A 21,077-nucleotide genomic window follows, 5' to 3' on the forward strand; every position below is an offset into this window, starting at 1 on the left:
AAATCACTGCTTTTGTTTGTTTTCCTTTATTGTTGTATTTCGTTTTGCAGTTTCCTTTTTACAGCTTCTTCAATAACTTCCTCCCACTGCTTAGCATATAAATCCATGTTGAAGTTTTCTTTCCCCTTTTTAATCGCTTTTTTTCCCATTTTAATGGCTTCTTTTTTGTTTTCAAACATCCAGATCATTTTTTCTGCCAGCGCTTATGTCTTATATCCAAGTAGGCAAACGTATTTGCCTGCATCAAAGAGGCATTTGTCAAACCATCACGCTGCAAGTCCAAGGAATTTAGAAGACAGAACATCGTTATTTGATCTTTCATAAAATTCCCTTCTCAATACTTACTGATACGACAAAAAATCCCACATCATTTTTAATTCTATATTACTACAAAAGTTAACGTAAATATAAGAAAAGCTATAATTTGTAAGCATATTCATGGTGAATTACGTTGGATTGCAATGACTATTGTCTGAATTGACTGTGAATTCATTGACAAGCACTTAGAGGTAGGATAAGCTTTGTCGAAAATGAAAGATAAACGTTTGGGTCTATTCAACTACAACAAATATAGGAGGAAATTATGGATACACCGGTACTCGTGATCGAAAGAAAAAAATTGGAAGCAAATATTCAAAAGATGGCAGACATAGCCCGAACACAAAAGGTTCATTTAAGACCCCATACGAAAACTCATAAGAATCCCCAGATTGCGAAGCTTCAGCTGAAAGCTGGCGCCGCTGGCATTACAGTGGCAAAAGTGTCAGAAGCTGAGGTAATGGCGGAGCATGGTATTAATGATATTTTCATCGCTTATCCCCTGGTCTCAAAAACAAAGATTCAAAAAGCCATTGATTTAAGTAGAAAAATAAGGTTGATTACTGCGTTTGACAGTCTCGAAGGGGTACAAAGACTGTCCCAGTCAGCAGAGACAGCTGGCGTTGTGCTCGAAGTGCGGATGGAGATTGATTCCGGTCTTCGCAGAACAGGAGTCCTTTATGATGAGGCGGTTGAACTCGCCAGGAAGGCAAAGGAGCTGCCCGGAATAAAGTTAACCGGGATCTACACCTTCCGGGGACCCATTGTGGATGGAAAGCCAACTTTGGATATTGAGGAAGCAGGAAGACAGGAAGGACAGCTGATGGCGGATTTGGCAGAAAGGCTTAGAGCAAAAGGCGTACCAATCATCGATGTCAGCGTAGGATCCACTTCCACCTCTGCATCCGCTGCAGCAGTAGAAGGGATAACAGAAATCCGTCCCGGTACTTATGTTTTTTATGACAGGATGCAGGAAAAGTATCATTGCTGTTCGCAGGAGGAATGCGCGGCTGCCATTCATGTCACCGTTGTCAGCAAACCGTCCGATTCTCTTTTGATTGTGGACGGCGGAAGCAAAACGTTCGCTACCGATGTGCAGCCAGTTCAGCCCCCTATATTTCTGAATGGATTTGGGGAGATCAAAGGACACCCGGAAATGCTGCTTGAACGGCTGACTGAAGAACACGGAATGGTTGAGGTTCATGGAGAAACGGATGTTCAAATCGGGGATGTACTCCAGATCATACCTAATCACATATGCAGCACAGTGAATCTTCATAATGACGTCTTTTTGAAAAATGAGGATGGGACTCTGGAGAAGCAGGCAGTTCTTGGGAGAGGAAAACTTCAGTAAAGGAGATGTAGGCAATGCTGGATTTAGTCATTCAAAACGGCAGAATTGCGGATGGATCGGGAAATCCCTGGTTTTTTGGAAGCGTTGGCATTAAGGATGGGATCATTGTTGAGGTCGGTGCCGTGAATAGTGAGAGCAAGGAAACAATTGATGCAAAGCGGAATATCATATCGCCAGGATTTATTGATGGCCACTCTCATTCGGACCTGCTTGTTCTTAACCGTCCGATGATGGATATGAAGCTGCAGCAGGGGGTGACAACAGAAGTCGTCGGAAACTGCGGTCTTGCTCCCGCTCCTTTTGTCCCCAAGTATGGATCGTTATTGAAAGAATACATACAGCCTGTCATCGGTGAGACGCAGTGGGAATGGCCATGGCATACTGTATCGGACTATATTAGAGAATTGGATGGAAAAGGAATCTCTGAAAACGTATCAACCTATGTGGCTCATGGCGCCCTCCGGATTGCTGTCATGGGGTTTGCAGGTCGTCCCGCTGAAAAGCAAGAATTGAACATGATGAAGGAAATGCTTGAAGAAGGGATGAAAGCAGGTGCGATTGGCTTGTCGATCGGCCTTTTATATTCTCCAGGAAGGTATGCCTCCAAGGAAGAACTGGCGGAACTATGCCAGGTCCTTCCCAAATTCAACGGAATTTTATCGACCCATATTCGCGGAGAAGGTAACAATCTTATACCTTCCATAAAAGAAGTCATCTGGATTGCAGAAAAAGCAGGTGTTCCTCTACAGGTAAGCCACTTGAAAGCGGCCGGCAGGCGGAACTGGGGCAAGGTGCTTGAAGCAATGGAGCTGCTTGAGGAAGCAAGTGCCAGAGGGCTGGATGTGACTTGTGATGTTTATCCGTATGATGCGGGATCTACATCACTTACCACGCTTCTCCCTCCATGGAGCCTGGAAGGCGGAATTCCCGCTTGTCTGGATCGGCTCAGAGAACCAGCTGCCCGCCAAAGGATAATGGGGGAACTTGGAGAAGAGCAGGAGGAGTGGGACAACCTGGTTGTTTCAACCGGTTGGGATAGTGTTGTCGTTTCTTCTCTTTCCTGCCACATGGAATGGGAAGGAAAGAGCATTGAAGCCATCAGCAATGAAACCGGAAAGAGTCCTGTGGAAGCGGCATTGGATCTGCTGCTAGAAGAGGAAGGAATGGTTTCTATTATTTACTATCACATGTCCAATAAGGAAGTCGAACAGGTGGTGAAATGGGATCGTTCGCTCGTTATTTCTGACAGCCTGGGATGCGAGACAGGTAAACCGCACCCTCGGTCATTCGGAACCTTTCCCCGCCTTTTTTCTAAATATGTACGTGAAGACAAGTCGCTTTCACTAGAACAAGCGATCCGTAAAGTGACATCATTTCCGGCACAGCGGTTTTCCCTGGGTAAACGGGGATTGATTGTTCCTGGCTACCATGCGGATGTAACGATATTTGATGAGAAAAAGATCAGTGACACAGCGACCTATCAGGATCCGATCCAGCATCCCGAAGGAATATCACATGTGATTGTCAACGGGACAATTACCATCAAAAACAAAGAAAACCTCAGACAGAGCGGCGGAATGGCAATTAAAGCCGCTGCGGTAAAGTGTCTGTGCCAACACCACACAAAACAGGAGGCAGCTCATGGCTGACATTGAACTAAGGCTTAAAGAACTTGGAATTGAATTACAAAAAGCTCCACCCCCAGGGGCAGTGTATGTACCGGCAAAAACCGTAGGAAACCTGGTCTATACATCTGGTGCTGATTGCAGGATCAATGGAGAATTAATGTACAAAGGCAAAGTGGGAAGCGATTTGACCGTGGAGCAAGGATATCAGGCAGCAAGGCAAACCATGATTAACCTCCTGGCTGTATTAAAGGAGCATATCGGAGACCTTGATCGGATCAAACAAGTCGTGAAATTGCTCGCATTTGTAAATTCGGCCGACGGTTTCGTGGAGCAGCCCTATGTCATCAATGGGGCGTCAGAACTGCTTGAAGAAGTATTTGGAGAAGAAGGAAAGCATGCCAGATCGGCTATTTCCTCCAATGAACTGCCGTTTAATACCCCAGTAGAAATCGAGATGATCGTCGAGATTGAGTAGAACCGAAAAAGGTTTAAGAAAGGCATAATTCAAGCAAAGGGGAGTAGTACGATGGAAAATAACCAGGGGATTTATTTAGGTGTTTTTATAGCGTTTACAATCCTTATGATAATGGTTGGCTTATGGGTATCAAAAAAGGTCAAAAGCGGGGAAGACTTTCTGATGGGGGGCAGGAGTTTAAGCCTGCCGCTGCTCATCGGAACGACCATTGCTACACTTGTCGGAACCGGTTCCAGTATGGGTGCGGTCGGTTTTGCTTATACAAACGGATGGGCGGGAGCGCTCTACGGCATCGGGGGCTCTATTGGGATGTTTGTTCTTTTGCTCCTGTTTGCTGATGTTCGAAAGTATAACTTTATGACGTATTCCGAGGAATTAAGCTTTTATTTCGGCGGAAACAAATTGATTAAAGGGTTGACCTCAATTATTCTCTATATCGCCTCTATCGGCTGGCTTGGCGCCCACATCATGGGAGGAAGCTTATATCTGTCTTGGATTACAGGCATGGATCCCTTACTGGCCAAAATTATTACCGCTCTTGGTTTTGCTGTTTATACCTTTATTGGCGGATATCTCGCCGTCGTTTATACAGACACCATCCAGGGCGTCATTCTCTTCCTAGGATTTATTCTTCTCACCGTACTTACGCTTATGAAAATTGGCGGATACAGCCATATATCAAGTGAAGCTCCCGCTGAAATGGTATCGTTCCTCGGCGTGGATCAAATGGGAATAATCCCGGCTATATCCCTGGCCGTTGTAATCGCAGTCGGTGTACTGGCCACACCGTCTTACAGACATAGGATTTATTCGAGTGATAGTACAGCAACCGTAAAAAGGGGTTTTTTCGTTTCAGGTATCCTTTTTGTTCTATTCTCGCTTTTCCCTTCTATCATTGGAATGGCCGCGCATATTATGAATCCAGATATCGAAGCGGGATATGCCTTTCCATATCTCGCAACAGAGGTATTTCCCGTCTGGATCGGCGCTATTGTTCTGACTGCCGGTTTAAGTGCGACCATGTCATCAGGAAGTTCGGATTTCATTGCCGCAGTGACTATCCTCCTAGGGGATGTCTACCAGGTTTTCACAGGAACAAATCCAGAAAAGGGAAAGATGATTATGTATTCAAGAATGGCCCTTGTGGCAACTCTTGTTCTTGCTTTCATCTTCACCCTTGGATCAAACAGTATCATCGGATACATATCCAACTTTGTTTCAACTGTTATGTCAGGGCTTCTCGTCGCATCCATACTTGGGAAGTTTTGGCCGCGAGTGACTTGGCAGGGAGGACTGGCAAGTCTGCTTTGCGGTTCGATTACTTCTTTTATTCTATTACAAAGCCCGAAATTACTGGCTTATTGGGGCAATCCTATCCTTCCATCACTGGCCGTAGCCTTTATTGGGGGAGTAGTGATCAGTCTGTTAACCCCACAAAATACCATGTCCAAAGAAGACATTCTAAAGAAACTGGCAAAGGACCGGGAGATGATCAATTCTTCCTCGGCAAAAGAAGTTCTCAGCAATAAGCAGGTAACGCCATAAGATAAAAAGCAGTGTTCCCAGTAAAGCGGGGAAACACTGCTTTTTTGGTTATTCTAACATTTTTCTAGCATTTTCATTTAATGATTGACTAATATCATATAAGAATTTAAGTTCAATAATAGACAAAACGAGATTCAAAGAATCTTCTCTTTTAATGATTATACAGCATTTAGCATAGAAAACATGGGATAATTTAGAAATCATCTCGTAAAAGAGGATATACGGAGGTAAAAGTGATAAAAATACGGGGTGACGAACGTTTGTTCCGTTTTGATTTTTTATATAATATTAAGACTTTCCCTACACTATAATTTCTAATAAATTACATTTATTGATATAATCGGAATGATTAAAAAGTAAAGAGGAGCAACATGAGAAAAAACTACCTTTGGTTTTAATTCCGATTATTGTCATTATGATGTTAACTGGCATCCAGTTGATGGCTCCATTCGACATAGGACAAGTTATAGCTGTGATTGGTCTTCTCAATTATTTCAGGCAGCACAATAGGTTTTATTTTATGGGTTGTTAATAAGTTTCTTTATAAAAGCAAGTGAAGTTAACAGAAAGGGCTTAGGTGTATAAGCCTTTGGCACATATCACAACATCTTTCTACATATAATTAATGGTTTTAAGCGCAAATTATTGAAGCAATTAAAATCAAATTGAATTACATATGTAACAGTACAGCCAGGCTGCCTCTGAATAAAGCGGCTAAGTAAGTTAAATAAAGCTTCTATATAAAAAAGGAGGCTAATAAATGAAAAAGCTTTTAGTTGTTTGGGTAGTTATTCTTGGATTAGTTCTTTCTGGATGTAGTAAGGTGACTAGTAAATCTACCGAAAATTCCCCACAAAATTCGGAGCAAAACAAAAAAACAACAGAAACGGAATTACCAAGTTCCGAACAAAAAACAAAACCTACAGAAAAGACACCACTGTCTAAAAGCTCATCATCTTCAAAAGTAACACAAGCAAGTGAGAATATTACTGGTGTTTGGATGGCAAAAGGAAAACAGGATGGTGTAACTAGCTCTTGGTCCTTCAATAATGGGCAATTAACCGTCAATTACGTGTACCATTTTTCTTATGTAATCGCGAAAAATAAAGGTGGATATATTGTTGTAACGATAAGAAATAGTAAAGGCAAGAACCAGCATGCTTTGTTATTGAAAAGAATGGCAGTCATCTTGAAGGTTTGACTGTTGAAGGAGCGGCTTACAACAAATATTTAGCTGATGGTACAGTTCCCAAAGGACAAATTATCGATTTTACATCCCAAAAAATGCCTGGGGAAGTATGAAAGAAGCTATTGATTTTTATGAAAACACGTATAAGAATACGAATAATGAGATCTCTAAAGAAATAATCTGGGATAATTACCGAAGGGATTTGTGGAATTTGGTTAAGGTAGGAACTTCAGGCAACACGATAACGTTACACTGGACGAATATCGGCGGGGCTGGGGGAAGCTATGATCAATTTGTTAAAAAGGATGGAATCACAGAGGTCACGTTCTTCGATGGAAATGCACAATATCCCGGTCATCCTAGCATGAGATATACGGTTCGAAATTCAGACTATAAAGTGATTAAGACAGAAGAATTGTGGAAGCAATAGTTTCCAAAATAGGTGTTTGTTTCTTTATCGGAAATATGATACGTTAACCCATTTTTTAGTTACAATTAGCGCCGAGCGTTGCTAAAAAATATTCAAAGTCTTTAATAGGAATAACTTCAAAATTGAATTTGCATAAGCGGTTTATTTAATTGATTAAAGAGCCGGAATTTTATTTTAATGTAAGGGGTATTCTTCTAAATACGGATAAAATATTGGTATGTGGGAAATGGAGGGGCTTTTATGACCATAGGATCCCAAAACGATATTGAGGGTCTGAAGCATATTGGCAAAATTGTTGCTATGACGATTAGGGAAATGAAACGTCACACACGTGTCGGAATTACAACAAAGGAACTTGATGATATTGGAGGTAGGTTTTTGGAAAGGCATGGTGCTGTACCTGCTCCAAAAGCAACTTACAATTTCCCCGGGAACACATGTATTAGCATTAACCATGATGTTGCCCACGGAATACCGGGAAATCGAATTATCCAACCTGGCGATTTAATAAACATCGATGTTTCGGCTGAACTAGGAGGCTATTATGCGGATTCGGGACATTCTTTTCCGATACCTCCATACAATCCATTTTTATTACGTCTATGCGAATACACACACAATACGATGATGAAAGTCATCTCTTCACTTAAACATGGAGTTAAATTGAACGAAATTGGAAGGATTATTGAAATCGAAGCTACAAAAGGCGGCTATAATGTTATTAGGAATTTGTGTAGTCACGGTATTGGGAAATCTCTGCACGAAACACCTACAGAAATTCTCCCTATTTATAACAAACATGATAAACGTGTATTAACAGAGGGTTTGGTAATTACAATTGAGCCATTTTTAACTACCGGTGCAGAGCATGTCGTTGAGCAAACTGATGGGTGGACTTTATCTGTGCCTGACAACAGCTATGCGGCACAACACGAGCATACCATAATAATTACAAAGAATCAGCCTGTCATAGTTACTGTTGCATAACCACCCAGACTATTATCCAAAACACCGCTGTTTGCAGCAACTTCCATTTGGTGATAACAGTGAGTAATTGACCATGATTAATCATGATTAATCATGAACAAATAATGTGGTTCTGACTGCAGATATATAAAGAAGTAATCTTACTCTCCAGTAAGATTACTTTTTTATATGGTTTGTAAGAATAAACTATATATAATAATTGGTAAAACCAAATTTTTTGCAAGTTATAAGCGACGAAGATTCGTATAAATAAGGAGCAACTTCGTAAGGAAGTTGGAACCAGTTTGGATCACATACTAGAACGGGATAGGAGTAATATAAATTGTTTTGAAAAATGGACAAAGTGTAATACATTCAAAAACACCAGTTAACAAAAGTACCCTAAAAAAGTCCATTTTCTGGAATTCGATGATAAAATAGTCACAAGTGCAACATCTACTAAAATAAACATTGGGGTTGAAAAAAGATGAAACAATTGGGGACGCTATACTTTTTTTGTGGAAAAATGGGCGCAGGAAAATCAACAAGATCAAAACAATTGGCGATAGATAAACATGCGGTATTGTTGTCTGAGGATGAATGGCTTTCATCTCTTTATCCCAATCAGATCACATCATTTGAGGACTATCTAAAATTTTCACCGCAGCTCAAGCCGTTGGTGAAAAAGCTTGTCCAAAACATATTAAGTGTCGGTACAGATGTAGTGATGGATTTTCCAGCTAACACTCTAAAACTGCGAAAGTGGTTTTTGGATATGACGGCAGAGGTCAATGCAAGCCATCAACTAATTTTCCTTAATCTAAATAACGAGCAATGCTTACGCCAAATTGCACAAAGACGTAACGAACAACCCGAACGAGCAGCTTTTGATACGGAAGCGGTGTTTATTCATGTAACTAGTTTTTTTGAAGCACCAGACGCATCTGAGGGTTTAAATATTTTAGAGTTTAGTGGAAAAGAATAACAAGGAGTTCAACGAAGAAGATAATCTGAGGAGAGGTTTTCTTGTAAGGAGGTACAACTGTTGGACCATCTGATTTTATGACTCAATATGGTCCTATAACTATCGTTTTAATTTCAGCTTTAGTGATGGCATTTGTCGTATCGATCCTTATCAGATTAACAAACAGATTTAAGTAACCCATAAGATTTATCCTTAATTGAATTAATGTTTCATAAGGTGTATTGGAAGGAGTCAAAATGGAGAAAAAGAATTTTAAGTGAGGTACATACAAGCCCCTCCTGTTTTTCCCTGTAAAAGATTTTACGGTATTTTACATTTATTCTAGTATAATAGTTTTATGATTTAGGGGTGATTAATTTGTATAAGAGTAAGATTGAAATAGAGATTATTGATTTTAATGGCGAACAGGTAGAGGCAAAATCATGTAAGGAATGCGAGGAAATAAAACCATTAACAGATTTCTTTAAACAAAAAGGCGGATTAGGTGGGGTACGTGCTCGTTGCAAAGTCTGCTGGTATTCCAGGCATAAAGAAAAACTTAATCAGAGGTCGAGAGAATGGCAGCAAAAAAATAAAGAAAAAGTTAAAGAATATAACCGTGAATGGACAAAAGCAAATAGAGAAAGAATTAATGAACGTGAGCGTAACAGGTACAAGGAAAATCCAGATTTATTTAAGGAAAGAAGACAGATTAAATATCAAAGAGACCCCGAGGCACACAAACAATACCAATATACATATAGGGAGCGGCACAAAGAAAAACATTTAACCTATCAAAGAGCATATTATAAAGGAAATAAAGAAATTTTTCTTGAATCTAATAAAAAATACATGAAGGTAAATAGGGAAGTTGTAAGGGCTCGTACACTACGAAGGAGAGCCAGAAAGAAAAGTCTTCCGGATGATCTTACAGCACAACAGTACAAGTTCATTTTAGAAAGATTTGATTATAAGTGTGCTTTATCAGGACAAAAGTTAGAAGTCCTTGACCTGGATCACTTTATTCCACTAGCAACTGGTTGGGGAGGAACCACACTTGGAAACATGATCCCACTTTCCCCCAGTCTTAATTCATCTAAACAGGATAGAAATCCTTTCGAATGGATAAAACGGAAAGACATTCAGGAGGTCGTTTCTCTTGAGAAATTTCAGGAAGTTGTTGAGTATTTGGCTGAAATTAATGATATGACACCAGATGAATACAAAGAGTATGTGGATGATTGCTTTGCAAATCCAATTTTTATTACAGAAAACAACCTATAAAATGGGTTGTTTTTTTATTTGTATTATTTACAACTCTTGATGGACTGCTTATCGCAAATTTACTGGTATCGTTCTCTAAATACGTAAACAGTTGCCTAAGTTCTTGAAGTGTCATATAAACCGGCAGTTTTTTATCGGATTTGGGTGCTTGTACACCAATCATGAAGTTATGTTCCATGTATTTTTCCTTGATGCAGTAATCACAGAATGATTTTAAAGCGGAAATGCGTCGCTGCAGCGTTCTGGGCTTAATGTGATACTGAATGACTTGTTCCTGGATAAAACGCCGCGTCGTGGCGGGTGTTAAGTCACAAAGCTCAACGGAACGGGCATGTTTGATCAAAAACTCCGCATAGAGCTTGAGATCAAATGGTAGCTTTTTAACGTATTGCGGTGAGTAATTTTTCTCCACGTGCAAATACACCGCGTGAGTTATCGGACGTCCATGAGAGTTATCAGGTCGACACACAATATTATCGTAAACTTTGGCGGCGTAAGTACCGGATATGAGATGTTATAGGAACGTGAGGGAAGGAACTTATGGTACGTTTGTGTTTTATGTTAGTTAACATAATATATATTCTAGGAAGCTATGTAGCGGAAGTTATTTTTTGTATCAATTGATAAGTTTTCTAAGGATATTGAGATGAAATATAAAAAAATGAAACAGCAACCATTCTTTATAACTTTTTGCACATTGCACATGGCATTGAAATCGAATTCGAAGTTTACACACAACCAAAAAAGATTTCTTCCTATCTTTTTTAAGCTGAGTTTTTCAATCTTAACTTAAATGGTTCAATGAGAAATTGGCTTGCGTTTTTTATACTGCCTGATGAGACTATCAATATTCTGTCTGATCAGCAATGTTTTTTCATCCTCGGCTGTTGTAAGATTTAACAGCAAGCCAGGATCACCGATTACGTGAATTTTGTATCACTCTCAGAAAGATTCATGCGTCATGCTGCCGTTTCCCCTGCTACAAATTTGATCCATTTGCTCTTCTTAGGGTTTATTATTATACGTAAAAAGGTTTCATTTCAAATTTTTTATAAATAAAAACCGGATTCTGTTTAACAGAATCCGGTTTTTCATTTATGAGTATTTGATTTTCATGAGTAAATCCTGTTCATAATTGCCGAATTTGGAGCCGAAAATGTTGAGACCCCCTACTTTCTCGGCATCCCGCTTGACACCAAAGGTTACTGAAACATAGGGTCTTTCTTCAAGTTGAAGGGTTTGAACGGTATGATCTGAAATGTACAAACTATCTACGAAACTGCCGCTCTCATTCACCTTCCATTGTTTTAGCATTCCATATTGTGTATTATAGTCTTCCCACCAGGAAGGTGTTAGAAATCCCCGTTCCCCGCCAAAATCTGATGGGCTTGTCCATGTACCGATTTCAATTCCATTGATCCAGCATGTGATATCAGAAGGCCAATCCAGCTTGTGATAAGGAGCTTCTGAACACATTTCCACACTCAGGCTGATTTCTTCCACTTTTGAACCATAGGGTACACGATTTGGAAAGTGATATTCCAAAAATCCTGCCCTGAACCAGATGATTTGCGCATCCTTGCGATCCGGTTCAAAAAAGGAGCGCTGATCATCGATAATGCTGATAATCCCATTCTCGCTTGCAAGACCACAGGTAGGCTCTACTTCGCATTGAACATAATTACCTATCGGCATTTCGAGTGTAATAAACTTCTCAGGCGCTTCTTTTTTACTGGCCAAATCAATTACGATGCGGTCAAATCGTTTGGAACTCATCTTCTGGCTGCCGCGTCCAGGCACGATTTCGGTTGCAATTAAACCCGCTTCTTCCAGCTTTTTAATGTTCACCGCAGCGGTAGAAAAGGGAATTTCCAGCCGTTCGGCTATGTCATTCACATTTTTTGGCCCTTCGGTCAGTACACTCAGCATTTCCATCCGCTGCTGATTACCAAGCGCTTTGCTTACCGCTAATGCTTCTTCTAGTGTTAAATGCAATACTCTCACATAGACCTCCGTTTTATTACAAAAAATGATGTTATAAAAAGATATAATGCATCGGGTACTTATTTGTCAAGGGTTGATCCCCATGGATACTGACAGTCCCTCCTTTTTAACTAGGCCATTTGTATTCGACTAAAGCTTGATTTCACTGGAAAAGTTAGGAAAAAATACACTTAACATATTATTCCAACCGCGTTACGCTTTGTTCGATAAAGTTAAAGGAGGAATGGAAAGAATGAAGATGTTCAAAAAAGGAATCACTGGATTGTTCATTACCCTTTTGACGTTTTCCTTGCTGATCTTACCTGGAGGCTTTAGCAGCAAAGTTCTTGCGGAAACCCATGCGTATGACGGAAAAGCGCCAAGCTACAACAACTGCGATGAAAGTGCCGTTACAAAGAAAAAGTTAAAAATCACAAATGATGATGGATCCTACGCTAATCTTGAACTCAGATTCAGTACTACATGCAAAACAGCTTGGGCCAAAATCACCCTGAGCCGGCCTGCGAAGTCGGATGGTGAGGCAACAGCTTTAGTTGTCCGCAGCACCGACAATAAACAATACGGATGCCATAATACCGGTGGTAACGGGGAGGTCAACAAGGGACAAACTTCCTGCTATACGCCAATGGTATATGACCTTGATCCCAGAAAAGCAAAGGCTGTTGGCTTTTGGCCATACACCCGTGGTGAAACGGACTGGTACTAACCTTAAGGAGGCGCTGATGAATGAAAAAGGTCAAGAGACTACTTATGGTTCTTTCGGTTGTTTTAACTGCCATTCTGGTATCCCTTCATCCTGCGAATTCAACACTAGCTGAAACCCATACGTACGACGGTAAAAGCCCCTATTACAATAATTGCGCGGACAGCGCAGTAACCAAAGACAAGGTGTGGATTGATTCTGTTTCTTACGTTGAATTAAAATACAGTACCTCGTGTAAAACGGCTTGGGCCAAAGTATCGCTCACTAGAAGTGCTACCTCCAACTATGAAGCAGATGCCAGAATTGTCCGCAGTACGGATGGAAAAGCTTATACGTGTGACAGTGCAGGCGGAAACGGAGCTGTTAATAAAGGCCAGACTTCCTGTTACACAGCGATGGTTTATGATTACAATCCCAGAAAAGCACAAGGTCAAGGGAAACATGCCATTGCCAACAGTGATGCGTATAATCAAGAAGAAACCATTTGGTATTAAGTATAATAAAATAATGATATTTTTCTCCTCACCTGAGTATATTTCAATGTGGATAACCATTCACATCATGAAAATGCGTAAGGAGATGAGGAAATGAAAAAGTTTCAAAGTATCTATTGGATTTTCACAGGATTATTGGCGGTGCTAATGCTCGTCGGCTCTATTCCGGATATCGCCAAAGTCGAATCAGCGGTTGACTTGTTTAATCATCTTGGATACCCGGAATACTTGCTTCCATTCCTTGGTGTGGCCAAATTGCTCGGAGTGATCGTTCTTCTATTGCCTGGCTTCACACGTTTAAAAGAATGGGTATACGCAGGATTTGTATATGATCTGGCAGGAGCCACCTATTCCACGATCGCAGTTGGCGATCCCTTCAGCTCCTGGTGGGTAATGATTGTTGGTCTGATTCTTGCTGCCGGGTCCTATGTGTACCACCACAAAAGACTGCAAGCAAAAACAGCGGGAAGTACGGGTTCCTGATGCTAAAAAGGCAGGCTCACATAAAGTGAACCTGCCTTTCCTATTTCTTCATTACTTTTCTTGTCCTCTTGTCTGTTCGGCATTAAAGGTCCATTTCAGGTTTAGAGAATCACCCTGGAACACGTTTTGATCCTTTCCATTATCGACGAATTCGAATTCTACACCTAACATGTCTTTAGAGCCAGGAACAAGTCCTCTTGTACCCCATTCATCACCAAAAATAGATTCGAATTTATTTCTCACTGCTTTTGGATCCATGTTTTTGAGATCTTTAAGTGTAGTTGTCCAAACGACTTCGTCCATTTTATCGATGTTTAATAGGAAATTCACACGGATATGCTCTCCGAAGTCAGCACTTCCGTTGTCACCTTTTGCATCAATCACCGTATAGTCGGTGTTAAGAAAAACACGTTTAATTGGAAGTGTTCCATCATTTTTCAGCTCAAATCCGCGGAACATCTTGTCTCCGGGTTTAAGGTTGCTAAGGTCAACCACCGTTGAAGGATCAACTGATAAATCAAGCGTACCGGCTGCAAATGTGCTGCTCGCCTCCGCTGAATCACTAAAGTATGCGTATGTACCTCCACCGATTAATGATAATCCAAGAGCTGCAGAAGCAACCCCTAACCCCAATTTCTTTTTCAAACTCATGTAACACTCATCTCCTTTTCTCCGCTAACAATTTATATTGAACTTGCTCAGGAGCGTTTCCTGACGCAAAGAACAACCATCTCACTTTAATGTTCTTTTTTAAGAACAACATGTCTTTATCATAGTGTGTATGATCGGATAAAAAAACTCCGAAAATTGTCTGAATTCGGATTGATACTTTAATATTAATACCAATATCTTACTTTATTACCTTATTTCGTACATTTTCATAGTTCTATATAAAGAACGAAAAAATGAAAGAAAAAGAGAGTAATAGTTACTCTCGGCTCTCTTTCTCTTTTAAAGATGAAATAACATGATCAAGTGCTTTGGAATCAACGTTTAACTTTTTTCCTAATGCTTTTTGTTTCTCAAACACTTGTAAATACTCCTTGCTGAGTTTCGCCCTTTTCGCTGATGTTTTCTCTCCATCTTTTTCAGCATTGAGCTTTTTCATTTGGGAATTCAAGGATTCCAGTTGCTTGCGCAGCACTTTTGCTTCTTCCTGATCTTTTTTTGTGGTAACAGTGACCGCTTTCTTCTCTGCTTGAACGTTCTGTTTTTCGACTTTCGTTTTTTCACCAGCCCAAACGTGAGAAGCACCAATGGCCCCTGCCAGGACAATAAGTCCTGCCAAAACAAATACACTCCATTTTTTCATAGTCATACCTCCATATTAGTGATGAAGATAGCTTATGAGAGATAGCCGTCTTTCTTGAATTAAAAGACGGCTTTCCTTGGTTATTCTGTAATTCCTACCTGGTCATAAGCTGAGATAACAGCTGCTTGTTCGGCACTTCCTTCTCCATACAAGTCAACCGCAGACTGGATAAGCGCATGGCGTGAATCAAGAAACGTGGAATTTGGCGTCAAATAGGTAGTTAATGCACGGTAATAAATTTGCGCAAGCTTCGGTTTTCCAATTTTAATACCGGTTAAATAAGCGGCATGGTTGATGATCGACGAATTGATGTGCACGCCGCCGTTATCCAGGTTAAGCGGCAAGTTGTAATATTCATCCATGTTTTTTGGGTACATACCTTTTCCGTTGCCGTACGGTACATAATCCTCTTTAACAGGATACTTGTCCGGCTTGCTTAAGCTGCGGAGTGAAGGACGTCCGTCAAAAATAGCTGCAGGAGCCATCGCATCTTCTCCCACTTCCCAATCGTCCTTATCAATTAACGTTCCAAAAATATCGGAGAACGCTTCGTTCAATGCTCCTGATTGATTTCGGTAAATCAGCCCTGCTGTGTTCGTTGTTACGCCATGTGTCATTTCATGAGCAGCAACATCCAATGCCGCCGATAACGGGATGAAGAAAATGTTGTCACCGTCACCATACGTCATCTGTCTGCCGTTCCAAAACGCATTGTTATAATTCTCACCATAGTGGACCGTAGAAATGATTTCTCCGCCTTTTCCGTCAATGGAGTTTCGGCCTAGTTCATCCTTGTAGAAATGATAAACCTGTTCGGAGTTGTAATGCGCATCTACCGCAGCAGCATCATATTTATCCCTGAATGAAGCATCATTTCCGGAATATAACGTACCCGGAAGCGGAACAGTTCTTGAATCCCACTGGTTTTTAAAATCATACGTAGAAATTGCCTTGAGCCCAGGGTGGGAAATGTCTTTCAGGAAGAATTGCTGTCCATTCTCTCCGCTTGTATGAGAGATATGTAATTGTTTGCGCAGGATACCCTTTATTCCAATCCCATTGCCGGTGCTTGGTGTGAGTTCACCCGCATCCATAATTCCATTATACTGATCAATGACTTTTCCGGTGCTGGCATCCACAAATACAAACCAGTTGCCAGGCTGCTTTCCAAGGAAGTTCACATTAACCTTATAGGCTGTGTAGTGTTTTCCGTTAAAAGGATAAACAACCAGATCACCAGTAGGATCATACTCCAGAACGTCTGGTGCATTTACCGCATTTTTTGCAGTTTTTACTGCCGCATCTTTGGAGACGTAAGGAACCGTATCAAGGGGAGCGGATTCCAATTGATCATTATAGTAGCCCGTTACTCCTTGAACTTCACCCGCTTTGGAATAGTGAACGGTAACCTCTGCTCCTTCAACAGGTACTCCGTTTTTGGTTTGCTGAAGGCGTACGTGTGTCATGCCCAGCTTATCGGTTTCGATTCGCTTTTGTTTGAATGAACTTTCAGGATCTTTCATACCGAGTTTCATCTTATTTGTTTGTAAATAAGAAATGGCATTTGCTTTGTTCTTTGCTTTGAATTTCTGCGACTTAAGCCCTGTCGCAAAAATAGACTCCGCTTTGCCTGCCTTTACTTGCGTCGACAAGACATCTTTGGTTTTAGATTGTGCTGCGGCGGTTGGAGAAGAAACAAATGGCGCGGTAAGGAGTGTAGCAGATAAAAGCATAGGAATAACAACTTTTTTCTTCAATAAAATCCCTCCTGCAAAATGTTGTATTACCATTTTAGTATAGTAGAGTAAAAGAGAAGAAAAAATAGACTGATATTCCTATTTTGTATATTTATTCCATTTTATCGTCTTTTAAAATTTAAGCTATTAAAACTTTATTTCCATAACAAAAAAGAGCCAAATCCACAAAGGACTTGGCTACTCAATGAGGGTATTTCATTAGGGGGTGTGTCAAAATCTTGTTCCCAACGATTATAGATTTATCTTACCATAGCACATTAATAAGTCAACGCTTTTATGCACTAAAAGAAAAAATGGTAAGAACGTCTCGGTTGTCCATCTATTTACCGTTAAAATTTTACTAAAGCATAGTCATATTTACGCTTCAAATATTCTGTACTTTCCATGATAAAAGACTCCTTTGTCCCGCTCTCTGCTCAAACGAAAAAGAGTTCCATAGTTTAATACCTTTCCCGGCTTCAACAATCTTCAGTTTATTATCTTCTACACTAAAAATCTTTAGCATGGGATTACAATCCCGTCACTAAATATGGAGTTTCTAGTTGGCGCCCCGCCTCAATTCCTATGATCACATCAATCAAATTTCTCCGTTTCTGTACAAGCTCCCTCACACTCTCTACAATGTCCATTATCTTGGTGCTTAAAAATTTTTAAAAAAGTCGTACGTAAAATAAACAAAAAAGGTCTGTATCGTTTGGAATTATTACCTTATGGGCCCCTTTATTAAAGCAGGAGATTATTTGGGCAAGTGCATGCAGGAATATAAAATGATTTGTTACTAGCGGCTTTTTGTATTTTTTCCAGGTTTAGTAGTCCCACGAATTGTTAAGTCTCCTGTAATTTCATACTCACCTGGGCTTTTTGAAAATTATCCCTAGTTCCATATTCCCAATTGTGCAAATGAAGTTCAACAATAATTACAATGTGATTTATTATATCAACATTAAATAATCAGGATCCACAAGGCTCCCAAGCTAAATCCATGTTGTTCAAGATACAATAGAGCTCTTTTGTATATCGGGATTTTTTTAATTATGGGATTTCCTTGGTCATCCTGTTTAATCCTTTTATTGCAAACCTCGCAGTACAGAAGATACTTCACTACTTTTTCTGTACCCACATAATTAACAACCCTTACGCCTTTTTCGGGTACAGTGTGCAATCCTTTCTTGCACTGCTTAAGTTTGTCAACACTCATACCAGTCTCCTTATCCATGCAGGTATTTGTAATTTTTTCTATAATTATAAAATAAAAACAATTACAATAGAGAGGTAATTTTAATGGGCCCAATAACTTTTTATAAAACAGTAAATAGCGAGGAATACGGGTTTACCGTCTTTGAGCGAAAATCCACTCAACACTAAATAAATGAAAGGTAAATTAAATATGCCTATAATTAAACATGATATTTTTATTAATGCACCTATCAATGTTTGTTTTGACCTTGCGAGAAACGTAGATGTACACATAGAAACAACAAGTAAAACAAAGGAAAGAGCGATTGATGGTGTTACAGTTGGACTGATGGAAAATGGCGATACAGTTACTTGGGAAGCCATCCATCTTGGAGTAAAACAAAAATTAACCGCTAAGATAATAGAGATGGAAAAACCATATAAATTTAAAGATGCTATGGTAAAGGGAGCATTCCACTCATTTACACATACACACGAATTTATAGAAAGTGGCACAGGGACTATTATGAAAGATACCTTTTCTTATAAATCTCCTTTTGGCATTCTTGGAGTAATAGCAGATAGATTATTTTTAGAAAAATATATGAGAAATTTCATTGTAAATCGTGCTAAAGAGTTAAAAAGGATAGCTGAAAAAAGTAATGGAACCACTTCATTAAGTTAAAATTTAACAGAGCTTATCCATTAAAAAGGAGCAATATGAAAAATTAATATAATAAACTATCATTAGACAAAAAGCGGCAGCGATTAGTTTTTAAAGCCATGGAGTCAAAAGTTAAAAGAACAATTTCAACAGTTCTTAAAAGAAAAACAAAAAGAATTAATGAAGAAAAAGGATTTCCCGAAAAAAAAAGTATAAATTTAATCGAGGTATGATGGTGACGTGATAGAGAGGATTTTTATTTTGGCGAGGTGCCAGGATAGATATCCTCTCTTTACATTTTATGTACAAAAACAACATTCTTTTAGATGTTCAAAAGTCTACCTCCGAAGAGATAGACTTTACTAACATTCGATTTTCAAACCATTAGTTATGATGCTGACGACGCTTTTTCTTTCTTTTACAAATGAAACTAGAAGATGAGCTTGAAGATGAGCTTGAAGATGAACGTCGACGTTTACATTTACATTTGCAATTGAATTTACATTTATTTCTCTTTTTATGAGAAGATGACATTATATTTCACCTCCTCGCCTATCAAATTGAGAATAAGAGAGCATCTCTTATTCTCTCAATATAATATGTAGAAAATAGTAGATTGTGAAAAAAAAACTTAAAAATGTGCGAATAGTACAGTTAGTGTTCATTAAAAATTCAGTTGTTTAATTTTTTTGAGATAAATCAACATTCAAATTTAACAGAGCTTATAATAAAAAAGACCGCGGGCATATAGCCTGCGGCAACAACAATGTTCTAGGGGGTGTTACTTTCATCTACCCAGAAATGTAGCTCTGAAACCTTACATCTGCGAGCTTATCTTTTAAATGTTGAAAAACGTGATCCTTGTCCTGTGTTTTCTCATAGGAATGAAAATGAAGGTGATGCTCTCCTTCTCTTGCAGCTTCAACCAGTTTCTGACCACAGTCTAATTCCTCCAAGATTCCTTATGCAACTTCTTTCTTCCCACTGCGTTTTTAGAATGAAGATGAATTTTACAGGGCTCCTTTACTTTCTTTATGGCATACGCCATAAGCAGTAACATGGTTCGGTTTGTCGTTCTTTCGATAATCCCCTTTACCATTTCTTGCTTGGTTTTCCCGCCATATTCCCAGGTGATAAATCCATCCCCACCCGTGCACAAAATAAATGTTGACCTCCTTCATATACACACCTCCTATTCTCGTGTTTATCCTACAATATTTGTCGAACGAAACATGTGGTATTTGGGCATTGGGGATTTTACACTATTCTTAACAAACAGGTTAACCAGCCTGTTAACAATGAGGAGGGATTCAAATGGTTGCACATGAATTATTGAAAAAAGCACTTGAGGAAATCAGTCATTTGCATGAAGATGAAGAGTTCCTTGTGAAAGACCTATTTAAGGGATACGAATGGAAAAGGATCCCTTTAAACGAGCGGCTTCGCTTAGGCGTATTGTTTTTAAATGAAGTCATGACCCGTTATGAACCATCCATTGAAATCTTAGAAAAGAGCCCTTCCAATCAACAGATATACAAAATAAAGCAGAGTGTAAAGATTTAATAAAGGGGCTGGATTTAAAATTGGGGGCCAAAAAAGGTAAAAGCAAGAATACCATTTACAAAACCTATATTTCTTGGAAGATAATACCCAACGGAATAATTATTATTGGAGGCATACTGGTTTGCATTGCATGGACTGGTGAAAAGGTAAGCTTAGAATGTGCTTCTTTAACAGGGGTATTTGCCCTGCTTGCCGATTACGTCAGTTCTTGGTCCGAATCTGGAGAAGCAAGTCAAAACTTTATTAAACGGCACAAGAAAAACAAATCGCTTATCAGGGAAATAAAGAAGCGTGATCCTTCCTATCTAAACAAAATGGCTCAAGATCGCAAAATCAAAATCTTCAACATCCTAGCAACCACTTTTACCCTTATTTTTTACATGAGTGTTGTTGTTACGATACTCACTTTTCTGATGCCGAGTGTATATGTTTATTCGAAAATGAAAAATTCAGCAAATTTAACGATGCATTCACGCCCATTGCACTAGGGTTTGCTGTAGCTTTAATGGGTCTTAGAAGAAAAACACATGTAAAAAACAATGTAAAAGTATAAAAATAGACAAGATCTTGTTTGAAGTCTATACTTTTACCATCGTCAAAATTTGATCATTGAGTGCAGCATCCATTTACGGGTGCTGCCTTTTTTATGCCCTTCATTTAAAAAGCTGATTAGTTTTAATGAATCTCGTCTTTTTTATTCGGACACAATAAACTTGAGGTGAAAGTTTATGTTGTTTCCTACCTATTTCCCGAAACTGCCAATGGGGT

At 39.5% G+C, this 21,077-nt stretch carries 22 protein-coding genes and 1 pseudogene; 15 read left to right on the plus strand and 8 right to left on the minus strand.

Going from position 1 to position 21,077, the window contains the following annotated elements; genetic code table 11:
• Window positions 1-26: 26 nt before the first annotated feature.
• A complete protein-coding gene (locus BLT53_RS25600; protein WP_280138795.1) occupies window positions 27-149 on the minus strand; it encodes a hypothetical protein in 123 nt (40 codons plus the stop codon).
• A gap of 434 nt (window positions 150-583) precedes the next feature.
• Between BLT53_RS25600 and BLT53_RS07050 the strand changes: the two genes are divergently transcribed.
• The 9 genes from BLT53_RS07050 to BLT53_RS07085 all read left to right on the plus strand — a co-directional run bounded on the left by BLT53_RS07050 (window position 584) and on the right by BLT53_RS07085 (window position 10,153).
• On the plus strand, window positions 584-1,672 hold the full coding sequence (locus BLT53_RS07050) for an alanine racemase (RefSeq protein ID WP_090233740.1): 1,089 nt from the start codon (window positions 584-586) through the stop codon (window positions 1,670-1,672).
• A 14-nt stretch (window positions 1,673-1,686) separates the two neighbouring features.
• On the plus strand, window positions 1,687-3,321 hold the full coding sequence (locus BLT53_RS07055; RefSeq protein ID WP_090233742.1) for an N-acyl-D-amino-acid deacylase family protein: 1,635 nt from the start codon (window positions 1,687-1,689) through the stop codon (window positions 3,319-3,321).
• Window positions 3,314-3,775 (plus strand): RidA family protein, encoded by a 462-nt coding sequence (locus tag BLT53_RS07060; protein WP_090233743.1) that lies wholly within the window; start codon window positions 3,314-3,316, stop codon window positions 3,773-3,775. The genes BLT53_RS07055 and BLT53_RS07060 overlap by 8 nt, the downstream gene beginning before the upstream one ends.
• 51 nt (window positions 3,776-3,826) lie before the next feature.
• Complete coding sequence (locus BLT53_RS07065; RefSeq protein ID WP_090233745.1) at window positions 3,827-5,320, plus strand: sodium:solute symporter family protein; 1,494 nt, start codon at window positions 3,827-3,829, stop codon at window positions 5,318-5,320.
• A 760-nt stretch (window positions 5,321-6,080) separates the two neighbouring features.
• Window positions 6,081-6,521, plus strand: a complete 441-nt coding sequence (locus tag BLT53_RS24650) for a hypothetical protein (protein ID WP_139168377.1) — start codon at window positions 6,081-6,083, stop codon at window positions 6,519-6,521.
• 97 nt (window positions 6,522-6,618) lie between these two features.
• Complete coding sequence (locus tag BLT53_RS24655; protein WP_139168378.1) at window positions 6,619-6,939, plus strand: hypothetical protein; 321 nt, start codon at window positions 6,619-6,621, stop codon at window positions 6,937-6,939.
• Between the two features lie 240 nt (window positions 6,940-7,179).
• Window positions 7,180-7,926 (plus strand): type I methionyl aminopeptidase, encoded by a 747-nt coding sequence (map, locus tag BLT53_RS07075; protein ID WP_090233747.1) that lies wholly within the window; start codon window positions 7,180-7,182, stop codon window positions 7,924-7,926.
• A gap of 466 nt (window positions 7,927-8,392) precedes the next feature.
• Window positions 8,393-8,890 (plus strand): P-loop nucleotide/nucleoside kinase family protein, encoded by a 498-nt coding sequence (locus tag BLT53_RS07080; RefSeq protein ID WP_090233749.1) that lies wholly within the window; start codon window positions 8,393-8,395, stop codon window positions 8,888-8,890.
• Between the two features lie 357 nt (window positions 8,891-9,247).
• Window positions 9,248-10,153: an HNH endonuclease gene (locus BLT53_RS07085; protein WP_090233750.1), complete on the plus strand. Its 906-nt coding sequence runs from the start codon at window positions 9,248-9,250 to the stop codon at window positions 10,151-10,153.
• Here BLT53_RS07085 and BLT53_RS07090 read toward each other — a convergent pair.
• Together BLT53_RS07090 and BLT53_RS07095 are read right to left on the minus strand one after the other, a co-directional pair.
• Window positions 10,134-10,565: a site-specific integrase gene (locus BLT53_RS07090; RefSeq protein WP_170834262.1), complete on the minus strand. Its 432-nt coding sequence runs from the start codon at window positions 10,563-10,565 to the stop codon at window positions 10,134-10,136. The genes BLT53_RS07085 and BLT53_RS07090 overlap by 20 nt on opposite strands.
• Window positions 10,566-11,248: 683 nt before the next feature.
• Window positions 11,249-12,157 carry an ArsR/SmtB family transcription factor gene (locus tag BLT53_RS07095; protein ID WP_090233753.1) on the minus strand — a complete coding sequence of 303 codons (909 nt, stop codon included), beginning with the start codon at window positions 12,155-12,157 and terminating at the stop codon, window positions 11,249-11,251.
• A gap of 232 nt (window positions 12,158-12,389) precedes the next feature.
• Here BLT53_RS07095 and BLT53_RS07100 point away from each other — a divergent pair, with 232 nt between their 5' ends.
• From BLT53_RS07100 to BLT53_RS07110, 3 genes and pseudogenes are all read left to right on the plus strand, one after another.
• A complete protein-coding gene (locus tag BLT53_RS07100) occupies window positions 12,390-12,863 on the plus strand; it encodes a DUF2690 domain-containing protein (RefSeq protein ID WP_090233755.1) in 474 nt (157 codons plus the stop codon).
• Between the two features lie 107 nt (window positions 12,864-12,970).
• Window positions 12,971-13,354: pseudogene (locus BLT53_RS07105) on the plus strand (DUF2690 domain-containing protein); the annotation flags it as partial.
• Between the two features lie 93 nt (window positions 13,355-13,447).
• The gene (locus tag BLT53_RS07110; RefSeq protein ID WP_090233759.1) at window positions 13,448-13,837 is read left to right on the plus strand and encodes a DoxX family protein; all 390 of its coding nucleotides are present in this window, start codon (window positions 13,448-13,450) and stop codon (window positions 13,835-13,837) included.
• Window positions 13,838-13,888: 51 nt separating this feature from the next.
• Here the strand turns inward: BLT53_RS07110 and BLT53_RS07115 are convergent, their stop codons facing one another.
• From BLT53_RS07115 to BLT53_RS07130, 4 genes are all read right to left on the minus strand, one after another.
• The gene (locus BLT53_RS07115) at window positions 13,889-14,488 is read right to left on the minus strand and encodes a CalY family protein (protein ID WP_090233760.1); all 600 of its coding nucleotides are present in this window, start codon (window positions 14,486-14,488) and stop codon (window positions 13,889-13,891) included.
• Between the two features lie 277 nt (window positions 14,489-14,765).
• Window positions 14,766-15,149 (minus strand): hypothetical protein, encoded by a 384-nt coding sequence (locus tag BLT53_RS07120; protein WP_090233762.1) that lies wholly within the window; start codon window positions 15,147-15,149, stop codon window positions 14,766-14,768.
• Between the two features lie 80 nt (window positions 15,150-15,229).
• Window positions 15,230-16,906, minus strand: a complete 1,677-nt coding sequence (locus BLT53_RS07125) for a M4 family metallopeptidase (protein ID WP_090233764.1) — start codon at window positions 16,904-16,906, stop codon at window positions 15,230-15,232.
• A 943-nt stretch (window positions 16,907-17,849) separates the two neighbouring features.
• Complete coding sequence (locus BLT53_RS07130; RefSeq protein ID WP_090233765.1) at window positions 17,850-18,104, minus strand: hypothetical protein; 255 nt, start codon at window positions 18,102-18,104, stop codon at window positions 17,850-17,852.
• Between the two features lie 189 nt (window positions 18,105-18,293).
• Between BLT53_RS07130 and BLT53_RS07135 the strand changes: the two genes are divergently transcribed.
• Entirely contained in the window at window positions 18,294-18,767 is a 474-nt protein-coding gene (locus BLT53_RS07135; protein WP_090233767.1) for an SRPBCC family protein, read from the plus strand.
• Window positions 18,768-19,756: 989 nt separating this feature from the next.
• On the opposite strand, the gene BLT53_RS24955 is transcribed toward BLT53_RS07135, so the two are convergent.
• The gene (locus tag BLT53_RS24955) at window positions 19,757-19,927 is read right to left on the minus strand and encodes a hypothetical protein (protein WP_170834263.1); all 171 of its coding nucleotides are present in this window, start codon (window positions 19,925-19,927) and stop codon (window positions 19,757-19,759) included.
• A gap of 133 nt (window positions 19,928-20,060) precedes the next feature.
• On the opposite strand from BLT53_RS24955, the gene BLT53_RS07145 reads away from it, so the two are divergent.
• Together BLT53_RS07145 and BLT53_RS07150 are read left to right on the plus strand one after the other, a co-directional pair.
• Window positions 20,061-20,309 (plus strand): single-stranded DNA-binding protein, encoded by a 249-nt coding sequence (locus BLT53_RS07145; RefSeq protein ID WP_090233770.1) that lies wholly within the window; start codon window positions 20,061-20,063, stop codon window positions 20,307-20,309.
• 20 nt (window positions 20,310-20,329) lie between these two features.
• On the plus strand, window positions 20,330-20,797 hold the full coding sequence (locus BLT53_RS07150) for a hypothetical protein (RefSeq protein WP_090233772.1): 468 nt from the start codon (window positions 20,330-20,332) through the stop codon (window positions 20,795-20,797).
• Window positions 20,798-21,077 lie beyond the last annotated feature (280 nt).

Origin of the sequence: Fictibacillus solisalsi (assembly GCF_900103485.1) — a bacterium.
In the GTDB taxonomy this organism is placed as follows: domain Bacteria; phylum Bacillota; class Bacilli; order Bacillales; family Fictibacillaceae; genus Fictibacillus_C; species Fictibacillus_C solisalsi.